The organism is Hymenobacter citatus (assembly GCF_014333615.1).
Taxonomy (GTDB): domain Bacteria; phylum Bacteroidota; class Bacteroidia; order Cytophagales; family Hymenobacteraceae; genus Hymenobacter; species Hymenobacter citatus.
Map to the genome: position 1 here is coordinate 1 of NZ_JACSCY010000025.1, position 25660 is coordinate 25660.

16 protein-coding genes are annotated in these 25660 nt (G+C 49.9%); 9 read left to right on the forward strand and 7 right to left on the reverse strand.

The window, feature by feature from the left end:
- Positions 1-269 precede the first annotated feature (269 nt).
- Together H8B15_RS19890 and H8B15_RS19895 are read left to right on the forward strand one after the other, a co-directional pair.
- The gene (locus H8B15_RS19890) at positions 270-656 is read left to right on the forward strand and encodes a recombinase family protein (RefSeq protein ID WP_343069189.1); all 387 of its coding nucleotides are present in this window, start codon (positions 270-272) and stop codon (positions 654-656) included.
- 340 nt (positions 657-996) lie between these two features.
- A complete protein-coding gene (locus tag H8B15_RS19895; protein ID WP_343069187.1) occupies positions 997-1980 on the forward strand; it encodes a tyrosine-type recombinase/integrase in 984 nt (327 codons plus the stop codon).
- 913 nt (positions 1981-2893) lie between these two features.
- Here H8B15_RS19895 and H8B15_RS19900 read toward each other — a convergent pair.
- The 6 genes from H8B15_RS19900 to H8B15_RS19925 form a co-directional block, all read right to left on the reverse strand.
- Positions 2894-5968 (reverse strand): caspase family protein, encoded by a 3075-nt coding sequence (locus H8B15_RS19900; protein WP_187321409.1) that lies wholly within the window; start codon positions 5966-5968, stop codon positions 2894-2896.
- Between the two features lie 159 nt (positions 5969-6127).
- Positions 6128-6826, reverse strand: coding sequence for a recombinase family protein (locus H8B15_RS19905; RefSeq protein WP_187321410.1), 699 nt, complete (start codon positions 6824-6826; stop codon positions 6128-6130).
- 810 nt (positions 6827-7636) lie between these two features.
- The gene (locus H8B15_RS19910) at positions 7637-8191 is read right to left on the reverse strand and encodes a 3'-5' exonuclease (protein ID WP_187321411.1); all 555 of its coding nucleotides are present in this window, start codon (positions 8189-8191) and stop codon (positions 7637-7639) included.
- 33 nt (positions 8192-8224) lie between these two features.
- Positions 8225-8941 (reverse strand): UvrD-helicase domain-containing protein, encoded by a 717-nt coding sequence (locus H8B15_RS19915; RefSeq protein WP_187321412.1) that lies wholly within the window; start codon positions 8939-8941, stop codon positions 8225-8227.
- 50 nt (positions 8942-8991) lie between these two features.
- Positions 8992-9297 (reverse strand): UvrD-helicase domain-containing protein, encoded by a 306-nt coding sequence (locus H8B15_RS21325; RefSeq protein WP_343069188.1) that lies wholly within the window; start codon positions 9295-9297, stop codon positions 8992-8994.
- A gap of 127 nt (positions 9298-9424) precedes the next feature.
- Positions 9425-11512 (reverse strand): DUF262 and DUF1524 domain-containing protein, encoded by a 2088-nt coding sequence (locus tag H8B15_RS19925; protein WP_187321414.1) that lies wholly within the window; start codon positions 11510-11512, stop codon positions 9425-9427.
- Positions 11513-11988: 476 nt separating this feature from the next.
- Here H8B15_RS19925 and H8B15_RS19930 point away from each other — a divergent pair, with 476 nt between their 5' ends.
- The 7 genes from H8B15_RS19930 to H8B15_RS19960 all read left to right on the forward strand — a co-directional run bounded on the left by H8B15_RS19930 (position 11989) and on the right by H8B15_RS19960 (position 23931).
- Positions 11989-14958, forward strand: a complete 2970-nt coding sequence (locus H8B15_RS19930; protein ID WP_187321415.1) for a type I restriction endonuclease subunit R — start codon at positions 11989-11991, stop codon at positions 14956-14958.
- Complete coding sequence (locus tag H8B15_RS19935; protein WP_187321416.1) at positions 14951-15964, forward strand: PDDEXK nuclease domain-containing protein; 1014 nt, start codon at positions 14951-14953, stop codon at positions 15962-15964. The genes H8B15_RS19930 and H8B15_RS19935 overlap by 8 nt, the downstream gene beginning before the upstream one ends.
- Positions 15961-17175 (forward strand): restriction endonuclease subunit S, encoded by a 1215-nt coding sequence (locus tag H8B15_RS19940; protein ID WP_187321417.1) that lies wholly within the window; start codon positions 15961-15963, stop codon positions 17173-17175. The genes H8B15_RS19935 and H8B15_RS19940 overlap by 4 nt, the downstream gene beginning before the upstream one ends.
- 11 nt (positions 17176-17186) lie before the next feature.
- Positions 17187-18266, forward strand: coding sequence for an AAA family ATPase (locus tag H8B15_RS19945; RefSeq protein ID WP_187321418.1), 1080 nt, complete (start codon positions 17187-17189; stop codon positions 18264-18266).
- The gene (locus tag H8B15_RS19950) at positions 18263-19882 is read left to right on the forward strand and encodes a type I restriction-modification system subunit M (RefSeq protein WP_187321419.1); all 1620 of its coding nucleotides are present in this window, start codon (positions 18263-18265) and stop codon (positions 19880-19882) included. Before H8B15_RS19945 ends, H8B15_RS19950 begins: the two co-directional genes overlap by 4 nt.
- 529 nt (positions 19883-20411) lie before the next feature.
- Positions 20412-21428, forward strand: a complete 1017-nt coding sequence (locus H8B15_RS19955) for an AAA family ATPase (protein ID WP_187321420.1) — start codon at positions 20412-20414, stop codon at positions 21426-21428.
- A 7-nt stretch (positions 21429-21435) separates the two neighbouring features.
- Positions 21436-23931: a S8 family peptidase gene (locus H8B15_RS19960; protein WP_187321421.1), complete on the forward strand. Its 2496-nt coding sequence runs from the start codon at positions 21436-21438 to the stop codon at positions 23929-23931.
- Between the two features lie 389 nt (positions 23932-24320).
- On the opposite strand, the gene H8B15_RS19965 is transcribed toward H8B15_RS19960, so the two are convergent.
- Entirely contained in the window at positions 24321-25529 is a 1209-nt protein-coding gene (locus tag H8B15_RS19965) for a hypothetical protein (RefSeq protein ID WP_187321422.1), read from the reverse strand.
- Positions 25530-25660: the final 131 nt, after the last annotated feature.

Sequence of the window (25660 nt, forward strand, 5' to 3'; positions counted from 1 at the left end):
GTTCTCCCCCACTTAAGAGATGATTAGCCTAAAAGTCATACCCCGGCATGAGAATGAGATGAGAAATAAATGAGAAAGCATGAAAAGACCTCCGACGATGCCTAAAACCTGAGCCGCGGACAGTACCAGCGCTACCCGGATTACACGGGGCGCATCAAAAAGTGTGGGGTAGCCGGAGTCAGCAGCTTTTCTGCTAAGTTGGAAAGCCGTGCTTGTCAGCGAAGGCCATGCCCCAACCACATACAGCTTCACCTCTTGACCGCTTGGCGGTGGGCTACCAACTCAAAATATCAGCCCGCAAATCAGCCCAGGGCCGGCTGGTGTTCAACCTGTTTGCCTCGCTGGCCGAGTTTGAGCGGAAACTCATTCGGGAGCGAACTCACACCGGCCTGGCTGCCGCGCGGGCGCAGAGCCGCGTCGGGGGGCGCCGCCGCGAACTATCGGAAGAAGCCGAACGCACGGTCACCGTAGCTGAGACGCTTTATAAGAAACAGCAACCGGGCGTCAACGAAATCGTTCAGCGCTTGCGCATCTCCAAAGTTACACTGTACAAATACCTGCGTCACCTGGGCGTCGTCATCCACAGTCACCGAAAAGCTGCAGCAGCTAAGTTAACCGAGCGAGTTTTGTATCTGTTCATAGGTCAAATTCCTTAACGTGCTATTTATCCCGTTTTTTGAGAGGCGCCCAAGTAGGGTGGGGAATATACGCGCCCGATGGGTGCGGTAGCAGCCTGCTTCGCTCATTGCGCAATTGACAAACAAGTTATGATAACGCTCACTTATCATAACTTATATTTACCAGGCGAAAAGACCGCGTTTTTCCGGTTTTCACTCCTATATAATATAGGTGCCGAAACAGTGGTCTGGCTAACGCTCGAAACAACTCGCCTGATCCGCCCTTACAATCTATTCCATGAGCGAAGATCTGTCTCTCGTCCCGTCGTCCAATGCTACCCAAACGGTCAGTGCCCAGTTGGCGCGGGCTTCGACTAAGGTGGCGGGCTTTCTCGAGGCCGGCCTACAGGGCGCGGCCAACACCGAGCGCGCTTACACCTCGGACCTGAAAAGCTACGTCGCCTTTTGCGAGCGGCACGGCTTGCAGGCGGTGCCCGCCGACGTGGACACCCTGACTGAGTACGTGGCCTACCTGGCCACCGAGAAGCCAGCGCCCAAACCTAGCGTTGGAGGCAGTGGGGAGAAGAAGAAACAGAAAGGCCAGCAGCCCCTGACCCGGCCCCACGCGCTGGCCACCATCCAGCGCCACCTGGCTGCCATCCGCAAAGCCCATCAGCTCGCCGGCTACCGATTGCCCGCCACCCTGGATGCCCTGAACGTGGTGATGGACGGCATTGCCCGCACCCTGGGCAAGCGCCAGGACCAGGCGCCGGCCTTCACCGTCGACGAGCTCAAGCACGCGATTCGCCGCATCGACCTGGACACGTCGGCCGGCATTCGCGACCGGGCCCTGCTGCTGCTGGGCTTCGCGGGGGCCTTCCGCCGCTCGGAACTGGTCGACCTGAACATCGAGCAGTTGGAGTTCACCGAGCGAGCCTTGCTCGTGCACCTGGCCAAGAGCAAGACCAACCAGTACGGCGCCGTCGAGGACAAGGCGATTTTCTATGCGCCCACCCTGGACTACTGCCCCGTGCGCTGTCTGCGGGCCTGGCTGAACCTGCTGGGTCGCACCACCGGGCCGCTGTTCGTGAAAATTCCCCGTACTACGCCGGGGCAGATGGCGGTGCCCTCGCAGAAGCGGCTGTCCGACATCTCGATCAACAAGTTGGTGCAAAAGCGGCTGGGGCCGGGTTACTCGGCCCACTCGCTGCGCGTGTCGTTTGTGACGGTGGCCGTGCTCAATGGGCAGTCGCACAAGGCCATTAAGAACCAGACCAAGCAGAAGACCGATGCCATGATTGAGCGCTACACCCAGCTCAACAACGTCGTGGCCTACAATGCCGCCCAGGCCTTGGGGTTGTAACAGGCCCGACGGTGCAAGTAGGGGTACAGGCTTTTCACTACTAGAAACTGGCCTACTATTCAGGGAAGCATACAAATGTGGTTGAGAGTACCTGAAAACTTCAAAAAGGGCCTAGCAGATACTTTGATTGCCGCTATGGGTTTCGGGTACCAGGTTTTGCTGGGCCAGCAGTCCGGAAGAAGCAGCAAGTAGCTGGTACCGGAAATCTTTCGTTTTTGTGCTTCATCCCTTGCGTTCCATACTAGGCGGCGAAAAAAGCAAATCAGCCTTTTAACTGCTGCCCTAATAAGGAATAGAGCAAGAGGAGGAACGAAAGCACGGGTAAGTAATTAGTTCACGTTAGCGTGGTACTGTCGATCTTGAAAGCAACTCCCCTGCTTTCTGACACTAAACTTTTAACCGACAACACACTTAATTATACAATTATAACTGTAATTATATTATCGCTATTAATTACTATATTTATTTCGCTGATATATTCTACATTCAGTATATTATCTTTTTTAAAATAGTTATCTATTTTACGTATAAGAATATCCAATTGGCTAATATTAGATTCAATACAAACATTAAATGTATTTCTACCCGAATGAATATTGTAAACAAACTTTATTCGTCCAATTTCTCTTTTTGATTTAAATAGAAAATTGATTACATTTTTTATTTCGTTGTATGAAGCAGATAATAGTGATCCTATAACAAGATCTCTAGTAAAGCTGACAGAATTAAAGTCATTAAAAACTAAATTAATTATATCAGTGAAGGACGACTTTACAGTTAGCCTCTCTACAGGCGTTACGCTAATTTCTCGAAGAGACGAGAACAGCTCATCATCAATTTTACCCTGTATGTACAAATACTTACTTTTTAATGCTTCGTTCATCTTATTTAATTATTTTACTTTACTTTACTATTATTCTGAAAAACCCACTATTAATATTTTCATTTGTTCAGATATTGTACCATCTTTTATAAATTTTACAACGGCTTCCTTAAAATTATCTTCTATTTCAAATTTTTGTTTACTCATCTCTGTTGTAATCTTTAAAACATTATTACTTTTTAGAATACGTATAGTCTTTTTATAACCAAAATTAAATTTATCAATACCTGTAAATCTAGGCTTTATAACTTTATCCTCATACTGCCTTCCTAATCTACCATTACTAAAAAACAGATGAAAGAAATCACTTAAAAATATTTTTGCCTGCTCTGATTTGCTAACATTACTGGCTTGTATTATCTTAAATGCATTATCTAGCTCATGATCATAAACACAATCAATAAAATTCGTTTCATCAATAGATGATACTTTTCTATTTAACTTTAAATTTAATAAATGACATTTATTAAATTGAGTTTTACTATCGAAATTACAGTCCCAAAAAGTAGATAAATTGTCAATGTAAGCTTCATTAAACGTAAGAGATTCAAAACTAAATCGAATATTTTGATCAGCATTAACGTTTATTATAGATAAATTTTCAATAATACCGTTAGAAGTTTCAAATATATCTTTGAGTAGTTTTGTATTATTAAAAACATTATTGTTAAAAAACTTATGATTTATTTCAATACATAGATTGAAGATATTAGCAATTATTTTTCTTCTTTTTTCTTCTTTAATAGTAGTATTTTTATTAATCTGATTAATAGTATCGGATATTAAAAGCAAATCATTCTCATTCCAACTAACTATTCTATTAACAATGTCATTGTTAATAGCTGAGCCAAGCCAGCAATTTTCGCTAATCATTTCAATGAAAAAGTCATTGTGATTTGTTTGATAACTTTCAAAGTTAAAAAACTTAGCAATGTAAATGCTTTTGAATAAATCAGCAAAAAAATCGTACTTAAAACTTATATATGATCCATGGCATTTGAGAAATGGGTGAGATTTAAATGCCTCAACTGTTGTTAAATCTATTTTTCTTCCAAGCGCATCTTCAATTTCGTTTTTAAAATTTTTAATCAAAACTAATCCGCGTCGTTCTATTGCTAAGTGTATAAATAGTTTCACTTGGTCATCAACCAGAATTTGACCGACTCTTTTTCTCTCCCTATCACAAATCCTGTATATGATATAATCGTTTTTTATGTTAGGATTCAAAGTGTTTGAACCAAAAGAAGAAAGATCTACATCAATAGTTTCTTGGCTTGAATCAACAATTGATCTAATAATATCCAAAACATATGGGTGAAAAATATAATCATCATCATTTTCCGGATACTTAAATTGTTCTGCAAGCTTTAATGCTTTTTGTTCTTTCGCAGGAGCATTAAAGCTTTTTTGAAAGAAACTCACCATCTGTTCCTTATTAAAAGGCTGCAACTCCACTGTCATAAATTCCCTTTTAGGATACTCTGCTTTATCCCAGAAGTATGAACGACAAGTAATAATTACTTTACCCCCTCCTAACTCATTTGATGCTTCATCAATAGATTTAATAAATCCTTCGACAGCAAAATTTGGAATTTTTGATATCACCTCATCTAATCCATCAATAATGAGCATTATATTGCCCGCATCTATATTCAAATTAAATATCTCCTCATTTAGTTTGTCTTGCGATAAACCATTGTAATCAAATGAGGCTGCATAAAAGTCATAAACCCTTATTTGATCGTGATGCATTCTGCTTTTTAATAAAATATCTTTTATTTGAAGAGAATCTATAAATATAATAGATATATCAGGATTTTCTGCTATTGCATTATCTGCTATAAATTGAGCAAAAGTTGTTTTACCTACCCCTCCTGTTCCTTTCACCACTAGAATAGGCTCACTATCTTTCTTAAACCAAGTATCAATAAAATGATTGACTTCCTCTTTATAATGGAGACCATTAAAGCTAGGTATAATAAAATTTGATATATTTAAATATTTACCACTATCATCTTGGTTTACTTTAGGTGTACACTGCTTACGAATAAATTCATCTATATAGAAAGTATTTATAGATTTAAACTTTCTTTGAACATTAGTTTTCCTAATCAAAAGATTAGTTTGATCTTTTTCTTTTGGAAGAAAAATAATTAAATTTTTATCGCTAAAAATATCACTATGTCTTTGTTTTAAATAATTATAAGTTTGACTCTGATATATTCCTTCATACAAATACAAATAATAAGTTTTTGATTTTACTACTTCATCTATTTCCATAAACAGCTTAAAACCTATTTTTTTTGTTCTATCTTCAAATATCTTCACTTCATTAAACACAGAGTTCCTTTTATATAATTTTAATATTTTTAAGAAATTATTATATCCTTTAAAATCTCTTGTATCTAAATTTTGTTTAATAGTGAATATGTATTCCCCTCCTTTATGTGCTTTCAACCTTAATGGGCCACCCTGAGGAGCCTGCAATGGGTTGTGATTAAATTCAAACTTTACTTTTTCTATTAATTCTGATATTCTGATATTCTTAGCGCTAGCATTTAGCACATGAATTATTGCCTCAGCAAATTGGCTATTTATACCATTAGGAGAATCGAATGACTGATCGAATGCAGAGGCTAAACCCCATCTTGAGCTTCTCTCAGCATACTGACCTATAGCTTTTGTAGGGTCCGTAGCTAAAATTGTTGCTGAAAAACAGCTATCAGATATCAATACAATATGTTTACAATTAATATTATCTAGTAATGCTATTAGTGTTTCGTTTGCGATCCAAGATGTGTAATCAGTATTGCCGTCAACTGGCACCCAAAATCCTCTATATGGATCATCTATGACATATCCATGCCCTGAATAATATATTATCAAACTATCATCTGGTTTTAATAATTTTGAATATTGTTGTATATGATTCTGGATGTTAATATTTGTACATTTTTCGTTATATAATTCAAATACATCTTCTTCATCAAAATCATACTTTTCTAACAGTATTTCTTTGAAATCAATAATATCTTTCACACAATTATTTAAAACAGGATGATAATTGTATTTATCTATTCCCATCAAAAACAGTTTATTAGCCATTTTTTTAAATTAAATTATTTGCTATTATGAAAATAAAACGACTTTATCTTATATACAATAAGTTAAAGCCTGGCTTTACAAAAAAAATAACATTCAAAAACAGCTTTATTAAATATAAACATATTTAAATTAATAAACATTATATTAATATCACAGTAGCTAAATATACAATAATAGTGTTCTACAGCTGCTGAAGAGCATAGTATCATTCCTACACATTGAATTGCGTTGGCGCTGCACAGATTTTGCGCTAAATATACAGCCTCGTCGCGTACGTAACCCTAACCTGTTCAACTCCTCTGCCATCCGCCGCAGCGTATAGGCCTGGCCCGGTGCTTGACTCCAAAGTGCTACCAACGCCCCTGCAACCCGGTTAGCCTCCGCTTGCCTCGCATTCTGCTGCTGGACAGTGCGCCCTTTCTGCCGGCCTTCTGCCGGCAGGTTCGCTACCGTACCCAGGGCTTCCCCTCGTGCTTTCTTCGCCGCTAAGGCCTCCGTAATGCATTTGCTAATCAGCTCGCGCTCGTGCTGGGCCATCATGCCTTTCGTCAACGTATTCAGCTCCGGCATATCCATGGCCACAAAGGACACGTCCAACTGCAACACATATGCCGCATCCGGGCTCATCCTGTCTAGCTTAGCAATGCTGCTCATTGCTCCGCGCTGCCGGCACTCGGCCATGGCGGCCGCGAATTGCGGCCGCTGGTTGTTCTTGCCACTCTCCACCTCCCGGAAGTGCGCTACAATAGCGGCCGGATCTAGGGCATAGGCAAGCACAGCTGCTTCCTGGGCTTCGAGCCCTAAACCGGATTGCCCTTGGCGAGCGGTGCTGACCCAGCGATACGCCACGTAAAGCATAAGCAAAGCGCTTGGAATAGAAGCGCCCGGCCAAGATAATCGGTTTGTGACGTTCCAGAAACAGATGTGGCTGATGCAGAACGCTTGAATTGGCGCTCCATTTGACCACCGGGCGCGTTAACTTGTCCGAATGGCCCATTGGGGAGCCTTTTTGGCACTTAGATGTGGGCTTTCTCGCTCCGAGAATCAGTTTATGAGAGTTCTGCAACAGTCACAGATCTTCCTAGAACGTCACAAACGGCTCAACTGGGTTGTAGCGCCTGGCTATCCTCTTATTTATTCTAGCTGCGAAGGCTCCGGAAAATCTACCAACTCTCGTAGGGGCACGTCGAAGGCTCTGGCCAACGACACCAATATGGCCTTCTTATAGCAGCGGGGAGATAAAGTTACTCTAAGCAATCAGCAGGCAGGCCCATAAAGTCACAACTTATTGGTATACTACTGATTGCAGCACGTCAAGTCCAATAATTTCGCAAATAGGGTTCAATAAGACGGTTCAGAAAAAATAGGCACTTTGCTTTTTGAACCATATAGATGCTGTAGTTCAAAATAAAGTTCTATTATCGACTTCAATTAATACTATTGATGGTTTACAAAGTCCTTAGAGTAACTTTATCCCCCCGCTGCTATAAGAAGGCCTATTTATCGACCAAACGCCCGAACCAGAGTCCCAGTTGAATGCTATTGTCTATACAGCCCTCACGCGCACGCGGGAAAACCTCATTGTCCTAAACAATCATCCTCGCTATGTAGAGTTCGGGCAACGGTTGCCCAAGCATTGGATAAGCAGCAGTAGGCAGGTAGCCGACCTTATCTGCCGCTCGCGTCCAACCGCTTCTGCAGCGAATGCAGGGCTGGCAGCGGCCCTGCGTCAGGTGTATCCCAGGCGTTTATCGTAGGAGTTTGCAAGTGCTCAAGCAGCACTGTACCACTGTTGCCGTACATCACCTGCACATCTGCATGGGGCTGAAAACCCATCGGCAAACTGTCGGCGGTCACGTACACCCGCTTCCGGGCCCGCGTTAACGCGACATAGAGTAGATTAATCTCCTCCAGCACCTTGCCACGGTATCCCGCCTCCGGTGCTTCCGCCCGAAACTCTTCTGCCAGCTTATCAATCATTGCCTGCGTAATAAATCCCGGCGCGAGCTGCACCTCGTCATATTCCAAGCCCTTGCAGCGATGCACTGTTGAAAAATATAGCTGAGCTTGGTCGCGGGCTCCGTCCGCCACGTGCAGCCGCTTCAGCTCCTTAATCAAGTCTACTACCTCATTGCCGTAGTCCTCGACAATCTGGATGAGCATTTGCAGCTGCCGGTCCTCCGTCTGCTCCGCGTACTCTTCCAGCTCCTCAATGTTGGCCATCTTGCGAATCAGCGGGTCCTTGATGGTTGTGCTTCACCCATTATACAATGCCAGCACATCGTACAAACTAGCTCCCTCGTCGGCATACGTGTACGACTGGATATGCCCCTCAAAATACACGCGCCGCAGCTGCTGTCGATGCTGGCGCACGTATTCAATGGCCTTCAGCAACAATTGCAAATTAGTGCGCCCTATTATTGCCCGCGTCGTGTTGCCATCCGTCACCTTGCCGGCTCCTGTAACGGTCAGCTGGGGCCCTACACCTAGCTTCGTCTTCCAAGCCAGCACTTGAGTCGCGAGCTGCGCAATTGGGGCTTGAAACCGGAAGCTGGTACTGAGCTGCTGCTCCTGAAAGTCGGTTTTCTCCAGCGAGTTAACCGCGTGACGCCAGCCGTAAATCTGCTGGTGCGTGTCGCCCACAATCACCTTCGTAGCCGGTTGCTTGAAGAAAATATCCAGCATCACTTCTGAAGCATCTTGCCCTTCGTCAAATAAGATGATGTCAGCTGCTAGTCTTGGTTTGCTGAGCTGAAACAGCTTCAAGTAAAACTCGTGACTGATAGGTACCTCCGCCCGCTTCATACGCGCCAGTAGCTCCCGGCAATTACGTTCGATTAGTGCGTAATGCTTCGTAACAAACTCCCGGGCTTTGGCGTCCGATACTATAGCTAGGTAATCCAACTCCTGTACCTTGCTTTCTGCTTTGTTGCAGAAGTAGGTGATAAACTTCAGAATGTGATTTGCTAGCACATATTCTTGGTGGTGGTTTTCCTGAGTGCCACGAGGTAATTTCAGCAGCTCTACCAGCTCGTGCGCTTTATAATTATTTTGGGATGCAACTGGTAGCGGCTGCCACGCACCACGTGCCGGTACGCCAAGGAATGCGCCGTTTCAACTTGCACGTTCGACAGACCGGCTGCCTCAAACTTGCGCACAGCCTCCTGCTTCACAGTTCTGTTAAAAGCTAGGTAAAGTATGCGTGTGCTAGCTGGCTGGGCTTTAGCATATTCGATCAGAGTAGTAGTTTTTCCGCTCCCGGCTACGGCATTGATTTTTAAGTCACCAGTGGCAGTAAGAATTGCTTGTTGTTCGGCTGTAAGATGCATAACGATCAATACATTAATACTTTATTATCCTTAAAAGGCGATTACGCTAGAATTTCTAAACAACTTCAATGCGTCACAAGCTTCACATCACATCTGTAACCTGCCGCTCTAGTTAAATACTTGCTAATTAGTTCTCCGATTGCCAATCATAGGCCTGGCGTACCAAGTGCATCACGTCGTCTAATTCCTCGAACGATGCCAACCCAACCTCTACATCGCCATTTCCCCAGCGGCCTATTCCCCTTACGTCCTTGCATAGGTTACGCGGGTCTCTGATTTCATCGAAAGGTAAATTAAGCGACAATCGCAAACGGCTTTTCTGTGGCACCACATCTACAAAGTTAGTGTCCAGCTTAAAGGCTACGTACAGCTTTTTGATTTCTTGTTTGACGGCCGCGTCCAGATTAAGCACGCGCTTCTGAAAGGCCCCAAACAGCTCACCCATCTGCCCATTCAAAAAATTGAATTGCTCTAGCTTGTATGTTCCGTCAACTGTTTCAGGCTCCCGATACGGCGCTAGCTCAGCTTCTGTTAAGGCTGGGGCTGACCATATTTTTAGGGCTTTGGTAGCCAAGGCCTGACCGCGCTGTAGTATCGCATCTTCCGTCCACTGCTCTTCTTTTGCCACGCTGGCATTTAGACGAATAGGGCTATCGGCAAAACCACCCTCTACTGTTTTCTTGTAGGCAAAGGGCTTGTCGCTCAACTTGGAGTTGTAGCCAGTTAACGTCAGATTACCTATTGTATGCAAGTGTTCTTCCTGAATGCGACGCCACTCCGGACCCAATTCGTCGCGCCATGCTTTCGACAGGTTTTCATTCTGCGGTAAAATGTGCTCGATAGTATATTCTTCCACGGGCACCCGTTCTTTCCGGCCGAAGTTCTCCAAGCGTTCAAGCAGATAATTGCGTAGTCGCGAATTGTACACGTCCCGATGCTGAAACTCCCGGCGAAACTCCGTATCCGTCGGAAAGCGACGGTAGCTGTCTTTGAGTTGAAATGCGGCAGCTAGGCTTTCCACGTAGCGGTTTTTGCGCACCAGCCGGCCCAGGGCCGCAAAAGTCTTATTCAAACTATTGGTTGGGATGCCACATATAACGCGGCGAAACACATAAGCCTCTACCATGCGCACTATTTGCAGATGCTCCGCCGCCGATAGGTGTTCATCAAGATAGTCCGCGTACACTTCGAGGAGAAAAGGAGTTGCAGTATCGGCCCGCAATTCCAGCAGGTCCGAGTAAGCCTGTCGTAGCTGCCCGTTCGGTTCATGCTTTAGCTCAGGTAGCACAATGCGCACGTACAAGCCAGCATATAGATGCAAATCGCGCAGCTTTTCTTCTACAGCAGCCGGCGTAATAGCTCCTTTTAGAAAAGCTTTGTAACTCGTATAGACATCATCAATGCGCGGGATGGTGCCAGTCCGTACTGTCAGGTAGTCACGTACAAACCAGTCAAATAGCCCGGCATAATGTTCTCCAAACAGCTGCTCCATCGGAAACCAATAGTGCTCGTAGAGTCGAGTTTGCACTTTGGGTTGCTGGCCCATCAGCACGTAATTACGGATCAGGTCAGCCTGTGACAGTGCCAGACCCGTCGAGTTCATGCTTTCAAAAATTAGCTGTGGATTATCGACGCCTCTTTCCAAGGCCACGTCCACAATGAAAAGCCGCTGCAGTCCGGCATACACAGCCTTGGCATTATCCGCAGTTAGGCGCTGACGGAAATAGTTATAGTTGCGGCGTACGTTGCTAGGCACGTCAACCGGTGGTGCTGGGTGGCCTTCCAACACGTCAATCAATGCTTGCTTGTCGCCGCGGGTCAGCATCAGCTTATAGCGTAGTGTGCCTTCCTCCTCTGCGTTGAACAAATAGTAGTTCTTAAGCTTAGTAGCCGACGTGCTTTCCAATAGACCAGGCTGCTGCTGTACCAGTTCAGCCAGGGCTGCAAGCAATAACGTCAATGTTGTAACTCGCTGTTGCCCGTCGATAATTAACAGTTCAGGTACCTCGGAAGCATTGTGCTGGTCCTGCTCGAAGTAAACCACCGAGCCTACGAAGTGTCCTGTACCATCTTCTGCCTGGCTGACGCTCAAAATGTCGTTGAAGAGCTGGTTGCATTGGCTTTCGTGCCAGCTATAAGTGCGTTGATAGATTGGGATAATAAACTGCTTAGAGGTTTGCAGAAACTTAAGAAGATTGGCCTGTTTGGCTTTCATCAGATGGGATAATTACTCGGTAGTAGATTTCGTTTTGATATGAAGAGTGCGCTCCGGCGTCGCTTGCCCTTTGCTGCTTCCTGTAGCAAGTATATTTACTTTGCGGGAAGCTTGCTAGGTAATAAGTCACGCCAACCACTATCCTAAAGATTTTACGTGCGGCATCCCAATTAAATTATTCATGGACCAGCTTAAGCGTCTATTCTTCTACATCGGCCTTAAGCCACGCAACGTCATGGACGTGCCGAGTGCATAGACTCCCTTCACGGCTAGGCTACAGATATCAGGTGCTAAGAAGGCTCTTTATATAGCGTAGCCTGAATTTATCTTCACCGGCTATTCTACCGATATTGCGCCGCCAAGTTACCAAGCCGTTGAGCTAGCTTACTGCGGCGCTTGTGAATCCTACTCAGGTACAGGTTATAATTGATTATCCTATCGGCGCTTAGCTTCGACAAATAATTCCCATTCATTACATGGTCAACGAGCAGCAAATTGAATACGGCTTTATCGGCGAATTAACTCGGCTGAAATACATCCACCGCCCCGACATCCACGACAATGTCGCTCTGGAACGCAACTTTCGGGAGAAGTTCGAGGCCCTAAACCGCGTCAAGCTGTCCGAAGCGGAATTCAGCCGCCTGCGGGATGAAATCATCAACCCCGACGTATTTCTGGCGTCCAAAACCCTGCGTGGGCGCAACACTTTTATCCGCGAAGACGGCACGCCGTTGAACTATACCCTGGTCAACATCAAGGAGTGGTGCAAAAACGAGTTTGAGGTCGTTAACCAGCTGCGCATTACTACTGACAAAAGCCACCACCGCTACGACGTTATTCTGCTAATCAATGGTATTCCGGTGGTGCAGCTGGAGCTGAAGACCTTAGGGGTGTCGCCGCGCCGGGCCATGCAGCAAATTGCCGACTATAAGGCCGACCCCGGCAACGGTTACACTAATACGTTGCTGTGCTTCGTGCAGCTATTTATCGTCTCCAACCGCGAACGGACCCTGTACTTCGCCAACAACCGCACTCAGCACTTCAACTTCGCGGCCGACGAGCAGTTTTTGCCGGTGTACGAATACGCCGACCTCGACAACCGCAAGCCTACCAGCCTGCACGAGTTTGCCGAGCAGTTCCTGGCCAAATGCTCGCTGGCCGAAACCATCAGTCGCTACATGGTGCTGGTGGAAAGCGAGCAGCGCCTACTAGTGATGCGCCCCTACCAAATTTACGCCGTGAAGGCCATTGTCGACTGCATCCACCAGAACCGGGGCAACGGCTACATCTGGCACACCACCGGCAGCGGCAAAACGCTTACGTCCTTCAAGGCCTCCACGCTGCTCAAGGACAACCCCGATATCGAGAAGTGTCTGTTTGTGGTCGACCGCAAAGACCTCGACCGCCAGACCCGCGAGGAATTCAATAAATTTCAGGAAGGCTGCGTGGAGGAAAACACCAACACAGAAACGCTGGTGCGCCGCCTGCTCTCCACCGACTATGCTGATAAGGTTATCGTCACCACCATTCAGAAGCTGGGGCTGGCCCTCGACCAGAACCACCGCAAGGAATACAAGAAACGGCTGCAACCGCTGCGCGACAAGCGCGTGGTGTTTATTTTCGACGAGTGCCACCGCTCCCAGTTCGGCGACAACCACCAGGCCATTAAAGATTTCTTTCCGAAAGCTCAGCTCTTCGGCTTCACCGGCACGCCCATTTTCGAGCAGAACGCCACCTATACCCAGATAGAAGGCGAGGAGAAAACTCTCAAAACCACGGAAGACATTTTCCAGCAGCTACTGCACGCCTACACTATCACCCACGCCATCGAGGACAAGAACGTGCTGCGTTTTCACGTGGACTACTTCAAGCCCGAGGGCAAAACGAAGCCTAAGCCCGGCACCGGCCTGGCGCAAGCCAAGGTGATGGAGGCCATCTTGCAGAAGCACGATGCCGCTACCCACCAGCGCCGCTTCAATGCCATCCTGGCTACTCAGAGCATCAGCGACGCTATTGCTTACTACCGTCTCTTCCGGGAAGTGCAGCAGCGCCGCCAGGTTGACGACCCCGACTTCCTACCCTTGAACATTGCCTGCGTGTTTTCGCCGCCCGCCGAAGGCAACAAGGACGTGCAGCAGCTACAGGAAGACCTGCAACAGGAAAAGCAGGACAACCAGCAGGACCCCGAAGGCAAGAAAGCCGCCCTCACAGCCATCATTGCCGACTACAACCAACAGTACGGTACCAACCACCGCCTGGCGGAGTTCGACCTGTACTACCAGGACGTGCAGCAGCGCATCAAAGACCAGAAGTGGCCGCTGGCCGACTTCCCGCGCCGCGAGCGAATCGACCTCACCATCGTGGTGGACATGCTGCTCACGGGCTTCGACTCCAAGTACCTCAACACGCTGTACGTGGATAAGAACCTGCGCCACCACGGCCTGATTCAGGCGTTTTCGCGCACCAACCGCGTGCTGAACGCCACCAAGCCCGCCGGCAACATTCTCGACTTCCGGCAGCAGCAGCCCGCCGTAGACGCGGCCATTGGCTTGTTTGCGGGCCTGAAGCAGGGCGAAGACCCCAAGAAAATCTGGCTCGTAGACCCCGCCCCGGTGGTGCTGGAACGCTACGCGCAGGCCGTGGAGCAGCTGGAAACGTTTATGGAGCGCCAGGGCCTGACCACCGACCCCGGCCAGGTCAATAACCTACACGGCGACGTGGCCCGCGGCGAGTTCGTGGAGAAGTTTAAGGAAGTGCAGCGCCTACGCACCCAGCTCGACCAGTACACCGACCTAGCCGCGCCGGAACAGGCGCAGCTCGAAGCGCTGCTGCCTACCGACGACCTGCGTGCCTTCCGGGGGCAGTACCTGGAAGTGGCCAAAGACCTGCGCTACAAACAACACACGGGCGGCGCCGGCCACGACGACGTTGACCAGCTCGACTTCGAGTTTGTGCTCTTCGCCTCGGCCGTCATCGACTACGACTACATTGTGGGGCTCATGGCCGCCAGCACCACGCCGGGCACGCCCAAAAAGCAGAAGATGACGCGCGAGCAAATCATCGGTTTGCTAGGCTCCAGCGCCAACCTCATGGACGAGGCCGACGACCTGGCCGCCTACTTCACTCAACTGCCTACCAACCGAGGCTATACCGAGGCCGAAATCCGGGAAGGTTACGAAACCTTTAAGCAGCAGCAGAACGCCGCTGAGCTGGCCGCTACCGCCGCCCGCTACGGTCTGGCCCCGGCGGCCCTCACGGCCTTTGTGCAGGGTACCCTGGAACGCCTGATTCTGGACGCCGACCAGCTGCGCGACCTGCTGGCCCCGTTGGGCCTGGGCTGGAAAGCCCGTGCCGCCCAGGAAAGCAAGCTGATGGCCGAGCTGATTCCGCACTTGAAGAAACTAGCCCACGGCCGCGACATCTCCGGCCTAAACGCCTATGAGTAACGTGCGCCCTAACAACGAACAAGCGTTTGACGAGCTGCTGCACCGCATCCGGCAAACGCGGCAGGCTGTGTTTGCGCACGCCAATACGGCCCTGATTGACTTGTACTGGTCCGTGGGGCAGTTGATTAGCCAGAAGGTGCAGCGCGAAGCCTGGGGCAAGGGCGTGGTGGCCGAGCTGGCTCGCTACCTGGCCCGGCACGCGCCGGAGATGAAGGGCTTCAGCGACAAAAATCTCTGGCGGATGAAGCAATTTTACGAGACCTACGAGGGGGACGCACTTCTCGCACCACTGGTGCGAGAAGTATCTTGGACGCACAACCTGACTATTTTTTCGCGCTGCAAAAGCAGTGAAGAGCGGGCTTACTACCTACGACAGTGCCTAGCCGAACGCTATTCCTCTCGGGAGCTGGAACGACAGATAAGCAGTGCCCAGTTTGAGCGCGCCCAGCTCGGCCAGCCAAAACTCTCAGCGGTGCTGAGAGAATTGCATCCGGCTGCCGACCAGGTGTTTAAAGACAGCTACGTGCTGGAATTTCTGGGGCTGCCGGAGCCGCACCGCGAAGCCGACTTGCAACGGGCGCTGGTGGGCCAGATGAAGAGCTTTATCCTGGAGCTGGGCAGCGACTTCATCTTCGTGAGCGAAGAATACCGCCTGCAAGTAGGCAACCAGGACTTTTACGTTGACCTGCTGTTCTTTCACCGGGGCCTGGCGGCGCTGGTGGCCGTGGAGCTGAAGATTGGGCGGTTTGAGCCGGCGCACCTGGGGCAGCTCACGTTCTACCTCGAAGCCCTCGACCGCGACGTGAAAAAGACCCACGAAAACCCCAGCATTGGGGTGCTGCTGTGCCGCGACCACGACCAAGAAGTGGTAGAGTACGCCCTGTCGCGCCACCTCTCGCCCACCCTTGTGGCCCAATACCAGCTTCAGCTACCCGATAAAAAACTATTGCAGGCCCACCTGCACGAACTCCTGCGCGGCGAGTTGCCCGCTAACAACAATTTATGAGTAAAAAAATAACCAAAACGGCCCTGCCGAAGCTGCGGTTTCCGGAGTTTTTAGGTAAGGAGGAGTGGAAAGAAAAAAAATTAGGTGAGCTTACTTATTCAATCAGTGAAAGAAACAAGAAGGATAAAAAGCTCCCTATCTACTCAATAAGCAATATAAATGGCTTTGTTCCACAATCATCACAGTTTGAAGGAGTGGATAGCCACGAAAGAGGCTACGATATTACGCTTTATAAAATAGTAGACAAGAATACTTTTGCTTATAACCCTGCTAGGATTAATGTTGGGTCTATAGGCTATAGCGGAGAGCTAAGCGAAGTGCTAATTAGCTCTTTGTATGTCTGCTTTAAAACTGATGATAACCTAGATGACAAATTCCTTTGGAATATTCTCAAATCAGACAAATTTAATCAAGCAGTTAATAATACTGTTGAAGGTGGAATAAGGAGCTATTTATTTTATGAGAACCTTGCAACAATTAAAATCGAGGTTCCTTTTCTCCCCGAACAGCAAAAAATAGCCGCCACCCTTTCCTCCCTCGACGACCTCCTCACTGCCCAAAGCGCCAAGTTGGAAGCCCTGCAAGACCACAAACGCGGCCTGATGCAGGGACTCTTTCCCGCCGCCGGAGAAACGGTGCCGAAGCGGCGGTTTCCGGAGTTTCGGGATGCGGGGGAATGGGAGGAGAAGAAGTTGGGGGATATCTGCAAAATGCAGGCTGGAAAATTCGTAAATGCCTCAAATATTTACGCAGAATCTCATGAAAGCTTATTCCCTTGTTATGGTGGAAATGGTTTGCGCGGTTACACGAAAACATTTACGCACAAAGGAAAATATTCCCTTATCGGACGACAAGGCGCACTTTGTGGCAATGTGATGCTAGCGGCTGGAAAGTTTCATGCGACAGAACACGCGGTAGTTACAACACCAAATTCAAAAATTGATACCGATTGGTTTTACTATTTGCTTGTGATTTTAAACCTAAATCAGTACGCAACCGGTGCAGCCCAACCTGGGCTTGCTGTTCAAAACCTTGAAAAGGTCGAAATCAGAATTCCACAGACTGAAACCGAACAGCAAAAAATAGCCAACTGTCTTTCCTCACTCGACAACCTCATCATCGCGCAAAGCCAGAAACTAGAGGCCCTCAAGCGGCACAAGAAAGGGCTGATGCAGGCGCTGTTTCCGGCAGCTAGTGAACAGAGTGCCTAGCCTAAGAAGCCATGTCCACCTACAAAAATTTGCAGAAGTTGGCCATTCGTCTGCGGGACGACTTACGGACCAATGATTTTGTATTGCTGTACGCTTACAATGGCACCGGCAAAACCCGCCTTTCTACGGAGTTCAAAAACCGAGGCAAAAAGGGCAACCAGCGCGATACGCTGTATTTCAACGCTTTCACGGAAGACCTATTTAGCTGGGACAACGACCTGCACCACGATACCCGGCGGGTGCTGCGCATCAATTCGAATTCCCGCTTCTTTGAAGGCTTCAAGGAGCTGGCGTTGGAAGAAAAAATATTCGCCTTCCTGGAACGCTACGTCAATTTCGATTTCAAAATTGACTACGAAAGCTGGGTCATCAGCTTCAACAAGGGCGAACACACCAACATCAAAATCTCCCGCGGCGAAGAAAGCCTGTTTATCTGGTGCATCTTCTTGGCTATCTGCGAGCTGACCCTGGACGGAGCCGAAGCCTATAATTGGGTGAAGTTCTTCTACATCGATGACCCCATCTCGTCCCTGGATGAAAACAATGCCATTGGGGTAGCCAGCGACCTGGCCCAGCTCCTGAAAAAGGGCCGCGGCACCATCAAAACCGTTATTTCCTCGCATCACATGCTGTTTTTCAACGTCATGTGCAACGAGCTGCGCCCCTACAGCCACAAGCAGTATTTCCTCCACAAGCAAGGCGCCGACGGCTACACCGTGCGCCCCACCAACGATACGCCCTACTACCACCACGTAGCCGCCCTAAGCGAGCTGCGCGATGCTATGCTGCTGGGCGGAGGCCACATCAAGACGCATCATTTCAACACTTTGCGCAGCATTCTGGAAAAAACGTCGTCCTTCTTCGGATTCAACGATTTCGGCCGGTGTATTAAGGGCGTGGAGGATGAAATCCTGTTTGAGCGGGCGTTGAACCTCCTGAGTCATGGCAAGCACTCGGTGTATGAGCCGCGCAACATGGGCCAAGACACCCAGGACTTATTTGTCAGAATCCTGACCGCCTTCCTGGAAAAACACGAATTTGAATTACCCGCGGTTTCGAGTAAGAAACCCGCTGCCCCTACAACACCATGAGTACCCAAAACAAACTAGGCGCTACCCTCTGGCGCATTGCCGACGACCTGCGTGGCGCCATGAACGCCGACGACTTCCGCGACTACATGCTGTCGTTCCTGTTCCTGCGCTACCTCTCCGACCATTACGAAACCGCCGCCCGCAAAGAGCTAGGCCCCGACTACCCGGCCGCGCCCACCGAGGACATGCAGAAAGCGGGCGTGTTCACCCCGCTGCAAATTTGGTACAAGGAGAATTCCGACGACATAGCAGCGTTTGAAGAACTCATGCGCAAGCGCGTGCACTACGTTATCAAGCCCGACTACCTCTGGGGCCACATCGCCGCGCTGGCTCGCACCCAAAGCAGTGACCTGCTGAACACATTGGATGAAGGGCTTACATACATTGAAAAAAAATCATTCGACCGCGCCTTTCAGGGACTGTTTTCTGAAATCAATCTGTATTCCGAAAAGCTAGGCCGCAGCTATGCCGAGCGCAATGCCAAGCTCGTAATCATCATCCAACGAATAGCGGAAGGCATCGGCCAGCTCCCGGCTGACTCCGACGCGCTGGGCGACGCTTATGAGTACCTCATTGGTCAGTTCGCGGCGGGCTCGGGCAAGAAGGCCGGCGAGTTTTACACCCCACAACTCGTGTCCAATATCCTATCCGATATTGTAGTGCTCGACAGCCAGAACCCCGCCGCCGGCAAGCGTCAGCGGCTGGAACGGGTACTGGATATTACCTGCGGCTCCGGCTCCCTGCTGCTCAACGTGCGCAAGCACATGGCCCGCACCGGCGGCATCGGCAAGATTTACGGCCAGGAAAAGAACATCACCACCTACAACCTGGCGCGCATGAATATGCTGCTCCACGGCGTGAAGGACACCGAGTTCGACATCCACCACGGCGACTCCCTACTCAACGACTGGGAGCTGCTGAATGAGCAGAACCCGGCCAAAAAGATGGAGTTCGACGCCATCGTGGCCAATCCGCCCTTTTCGTACCGCTGGGAGCCCACCGAAACCCTGGGCCAAGACTTCCGCTTCAAAGGCTACGGCCTGGCCCCTAAGTCGGCTGCCGACTTTGCTTTCCTGCTGCATGGCTTCCACTTTCTGAGCGCGGAAGGCACCATGGCCATTATCCTGCCCCATGGCGTGCTGTTCCGGGGTGGGGCCGAGGCCAGCATCCGCCGCAAGCTGCTCAAGGACGGCAACATCGACACCGTCATTGGCCTGCCCGCCAATCTGTTCTTTTCCACCGGCATCCCCGTCTGCATCCTGGTGCTGAAAAAGTGCAAGCAGTTCGACGACGTGCTGTTCATCAACGCTAGCGAGCAGTACGAGAAGGGCAAGCGTCAGAATTTTCTGAATGAGAAGCACATCGAGAAAATCGTGGACACCTACCGCGAGCGGCCCGACAAAGAGGACCGCTACGCCCGCCGCGTGTCGATGGAAGAAATCGAGCAGAACGATTACAACCTGAACATCTCACGCTACGTGAGCACGGCCACAGCCGAGGAGGAAGTGAAGCTGGATGAGGTGCACCAACAGTTGGTGAACATTGGAAAGGATATTGCCGCTGCCACCGCCCGCCACAACGCGTTTCTACAGGAACTGGGCTTACCGCTTATCTAAAGAAGTCGCTTGAATTAGCTTTCCGGTCCCCTTGAATGATGTAGAGACGCATAATTGCGTCTCGTCGGCCGCGCCAGGTGGCCATATGTCATTCAACGACTTAGATACAAGGTTGCGCCTCTACACCGTTCAGGACGAAATCAAACTCATGTAGCACCCTAAGCGGCAGCCACATCCCGCCGCTTGGGGTGCTATCTGTTTGTCTACTTTTAGTGCCCTGTCTATGTAAAATAGACAAGTGAAAAAAGATAGACAACAAGCCCACGCGCCGCTTGTTGAACTTGCCTGTCTGCTGTTCCGCCGGTGTGTAGGCCAATTAGCAAACCTCTAGCTCAATTGAGCGGCCGTTATCACTCCGCCCGTATTTCATGTAGTAACCTTCTCTCGGCCTACGCATTATCGCTACAAACTGACACCGTGTCTCAGAGCCTATTACTGCATTGAAAATACTACCCGATTTCGCGCTAGATTGCGACACAATCCGATGCGTTGTTGTTACTCTATAAACGCAGTTATACGCGCATAGCTCATGAAATCCGATACTCTTAAACGCTTATTTCGCTCCATCCAGCAACGTCCGAGCCCGGAGTTGCTCAGCGTAGCGCGGGGTATTGTGGAAGATGAGCGGCGTAAGGGCCACTTATTATTAGTGATGGAGTTAGAAGGCCTGCTGCACGCTGCTGAAGCCCATCCCCGAAGCAGCGAACGAACCAGGCCCACGCCGGGACGCACCCAGTCGGCCGTGTCCCAACTGACTGAGTTACCTTTGAGCCGCCGATACCAGCAGCCGCTGCTGAAGGAAGTGCCACGGCCCGAGTTGCGACATCATATGATATTGCCGGGCGAAGTAGAAAGCCGCTTTGCCCGTATAGAGCGAGAGTATGTAAGCCGCGACCGGCTGGCCGAGTACGGCCTGACGCCGCGCCGGAAAATTCTTCTCTACGGTCCTCCGGGTTGCGGCAAAAGCATGGGGGCCGAACGCTTGGCCTGGAATATCGGGCTGCCCTTCTTCAAGGTGCAGTTCGATACACTTATTTCCTCTTTTCTAGGCGAATCCGCTAACAACCTGCGTACCCTCTTTGAGGCTACCCAAGCCCAACCTTGTGTGCTATTGCTAGATGAATGCGATTTTATTGCCAAATCCCGTACCTATGGACAGGACGTCGGCGAGATGTTTCGCTTGGTCAACATGCTGCTTTCTCTCCTGGAGGATTACCAGGCTCCCGGCCTACTCGTTGCCACCACCAATCTGGAGCACGCCTTGGATAAAGCCCTGTTTCGCCGTTTCGACGAGGTCCTCAGCATTCCGCGACCCGGTCAGCCAGAGATTGATCAGCTGCTGCGCAATACATTAGGCGCAATGCGCATAAGCCGTGGCTTAAATCTAGGTTCTTTTGCCAAACAATTAATAGACTTATCGGCGGCTCAGGTCGTTAAAATAGCCCAGGACGCAGCTAAGTTATGTATTTTAGCCCTCGACCCGGAACTGACTACTGGCCATCTTCAGCAAGCGTTTCAGGAATTATCTACTATTGAAAACGAATAAGTAATAAATGCCTCCGTTCGAGCATCTATCCTTCCTTCGAGTCGTCGAAGGAACCTATAAATACAGTGGGAAATTTGGTAAAAAATTAGCGGCACATACCCGTCGTAACCTAGCAAATCCGAGGCTGCACGGCGGAGCGTTACGCCGTCGGTTACAAACCGTGCGGGCTGATTGGGAGGCCGAACTGCAGCGGTTAGCGGAGGAAGGGTTTCAGAATGAAGGTGCAACTGCCCAGGTAGTACCCCTCTTTCTGCAGGTCGACCCCAAAGCGTTTGATGAAGAAACGCTGCGGCGTTGGGGCATCGAAGTCGTGTCTGTAGAGCCTGATGGGTATATTATTGGTGTAGCCACTTCCGCCGACTTTCCAGAGCTAAATCAACGCCTTAATACACTGTTGCGTGGCAAAGCCATCGGCGAAGTAGCCGCGCTGTGGGATATACTTCCTCGCGCTCAAAGTCTTGACCGGGTGGTGTCGTTCAGCCTGCTGGACCGGTGGGAAACTATCGATCAAGAGACTGGGTGTTGGGTGGAAGTCGCCGTAGCTGTCGAAGCTACCGAGCCCGAACCCCTTGCGGCAAACGCCACGCCTGAGCAGGAAGAAGAGTGGGACCGGTTGAATGATGAGTGGCTAGAGAAAGGCTACAGTCGAATTAGCCGCTTCGAACAGTTGGTACGCTTCTACGGCGGCGAAATTCAAGGCTCACCCTTACCGCAATCAGATACAATCAATTATAAGCTGTTCATACCCGGCCGCGGGGTAAAAGAGCTGGCGCAATTTCCCTATACCTTCTCAGTTGAGGAGTGGGATTGGGAAGTAGAAGCAGACGATCAGTCTGCTCGGTTTGTGCACGACTATGATGTAGAAGTGCTGGCGCCTCCGCCCAATGCACCCAGCGTCTGTATCATTGACAGCGGCATGCAAGCGGGGCACCGCTTACTGCAACCCGCCGTCGATGCTGCCGCTGCCCGATGCTATCTGCCTGGAGTTATTGCCACTGCCGATATGGTTCCCAATGGCGGCCACGGTACCCGCGTTGCCGGAGCCGTGCTTTTTCCTGATGGCATTCCGGCTTCGGGCACCGTGGAACCGGTGGCATGGTTGCAGAACGCGCGGGTGTTGAACGCAGGCAAGAGCATGGAGCCCGACATGTTTCCGGCCCAGATAATGCGCCGGATTGTCTACGATTTTATGCCGTCTGGCACGCGGTTGTTTAATCTCTCGGTTCAAACGCCTGGTCCCTGCCGCCTAAAGCATATGTCTTCGTGGGCTGCCGAGCTAGATCAGCTGAGCTTTGAGAATGACATCTTGTTTATTACTAGCGCCGGCAACATCGGCGCCGACGGCAGCCACCCGGTGCGTCTTAGTGTTGCTCAGCACTTGGCCGCCGGCCGAAGTTATCCGCATTACTTGGCCGAGCCTACGTCTCGAATCGGCAATCCAGCGCAGAGCATGCAGGCTTTAACGGTCGGCTCCGTTAGCTATGAGCGAATTAATACGGGCACGCATACGTCCTTCGGCGAATTTCAAGCTCCTTCCGCCTTCTCTCGCAGCGGCCTTGGCCTGTGGGATTCCATCAAACCGGATGTTGTAGAATACGGCGGTGACTTGGTACAGACCGCAACCGGGGATTTTGTGTATAACATCCCCACAGCGCTGCCTGAGCTTGTCACCTCTACGCTGGGAGGGCACCCGGCCGTAACACGCACAGAGCCGGGAACTTCGTTTGCCACCCCCAAAGTCACCCACATTGCCGCCGTTTTGCAGCGGGTATTGCCAAACTACAGCACGCTCTTGTACCGGGCATTGATTGCGCAATCAGCACAGTGGCCAACGGCGCTGGAAGAACAATCGCAAGCCGAAAAACTATTTCATCTGCGAACGTTGGGATATGGCATTCCCGACAAAGACCGCGCAACGCAAAACTCTGACGCCCGGGTTACCTTTATCACGGAAGATCAGCTCAGCGCAGGTAGCGCCCACCTCTACCAAGTCCGACTCAACCAACTGGCGGGTTTGGACGATGAAACGCTGTATCGGTTAGATGTTACGCTTTCTTACGCGGCTCGCCCTCGTCGCACCCGCCAAGGCTTACGTAACTACGTTTCGACACGTCTACAATGGCAGGCGGCCGACCTTGGGCAAGATTTAGAGGAATTTCTAGGCAAGGTGGATGTAACGCTGCATCCAGATTACGAAGATGACACTACCGATACCGGCGCGGGGACAAACCGTATTTTTTGGCAGATAGGCTCTACTATAACAAGTAAAGGCAGTGCACGAGGGGTACGCCGCCAGAATAACACGCTGCAGAAAGACTGGGCTTTTGTCAAAGGATATGAGCTTTCCCGTGACCGTTTGCTATTTGCTGTAACTGCTCACAAAGGATGGGACAAGTCAGGCGAACAGGTGCCGTACGCATTTACAGTATCCATCACCTCTCTGGCTGGAGTACCCATCTACGAAACCATTCGGGTTGCTAATCAGATTCCGGTGACGGTATAAGTAAAATTCTCTGTCAGCCTTTCTACCTATCTAGGTTTGTGCCAGCTGTCTCGCCTGTCTCGTCCGTCCCGTAAAACGGACTTTTCCGGTGACAAGCTGGCACTCGGGAAGCGTTCTCCAAATCATTGTTTAAGCTGTCGTATTGCTGTATCTCATGAAACTATGCTCGCCTATCTTTGTCACCATGACTTCATGAGGTAACTGCTACGCAAGTCGACAATGCTCGTACGATTACTTGCAGCTCAACTACTGCATATATTTCATGGCGTCTTGCCGAAGGCTGCACGAAGATTGTGCAGCAAGTACCTTTCGCTACAACTCGCTTTTGCAGGTGCAGTCTAGTCTCTTCTCTAACCAGCTAGTCAGACACGAGGAGGCAATACGGTCGCTTACTTCTTACTCCGTCTACCCTGCTGCTTAACTGCCTGCTCCGGGGCGCTAGCACAAAAGCCTTCCACCACTTCCGGGAGAGGCACTTGCTGCAGTGTTGCTAGGCGCTGAAGTTCATGCAGGCGCCAAGTTTCTGGTTCCCGCTGCCGCTTCTGCAAAGTAACAACCGTCATGCCTAAGTACTGTGCTAACGCAGACTGTGTTGCCTTCGGGGCCTGCGCCAAAGCAGTGCTATCACGTATGGCTTGCATGGCGGCCAAGCTCCCTTCCGCTGGCCCGGTCGAAGGCTTCAGGTAGTCTGGTTTCGTATAGTCCATGAATGGATAATAGGGGAGACCTAATGGCGGAAGCCTTTTCTCAGCGTGATTATAGATAAACTCTATTTTCCCTAATAAGACTTGCGTGCTACACAACCGGGCGCGTGGAAAGGCCGTTGCCTGTATCGCTTCGTCCGTCGCCGTGGGGAGTTGATCAAAACAGTGTTGCGCTTCCTCCCTCGTCGCGAAATGCTGCACGGAATCGGTAAATCTCTGTTGGGACGGATCAACTACTGTCATTACATAATACGTGGTGTGTTCTTGAGCAAGCACCGCCCGCTTCCCCTCGCGGGCAAGCAGCTGCTGTAGCCTAGGTAGATCGGTCGTGTAGTATCCCGGCCACTCTCCTTCTTCCCCCTGCTCCTGCGTATGACTGGGGAGAAGATGTTTCTCGGCAGGTAGCAGCATACAATGCACCTCATAGCCCGTAAGTAAAGACGAGAACTGATAGTACGTCTGGCCCGTCTTCCAACACGTATGGGGCGTGAGGGCTACCAACTCAGCTGTATCCGCAGTCCATTCTGGTTCCAGCACAGGCTCCACGTAGTAGCCCTGCGCATTGTTTCCCCAGCGCAAAAACAACGAGCAGTGTGACGATAGCTCAAAGATGCGGTTGCCATAGCGCCGAAGATCCTGCTCGACCATCGCAGCATCTACGCCGGCTGCTTGCGCTAGCTGCGGGTGTAAAAACGGCCTCCAGTAATCCGCATACTCTTCGTAGTCTCCCCAAGTCAGAGGCTTCTCCGCCAGCTCCCGGCCAGCTTTTACAGCACCTACACCATACCGACGCTCTTGCACGAGAAATCCGTGGTAGTTGACCGCTTGGCTGACGAACCATGGACCATTCGGTGTGCGTACTTGCGCAACACAGGTGGAGGAAGCAGTAACCATAAAAAACGGTAGCGAATGTAAGGGTGATAAATCCAGGGCCAGGCAACCAAAGACGCAAACTACGAGCAAATCAGAACATACTATAATATGTTTTTTATAGTATGTTTATTATACAAGGTTACTTTTTAGAG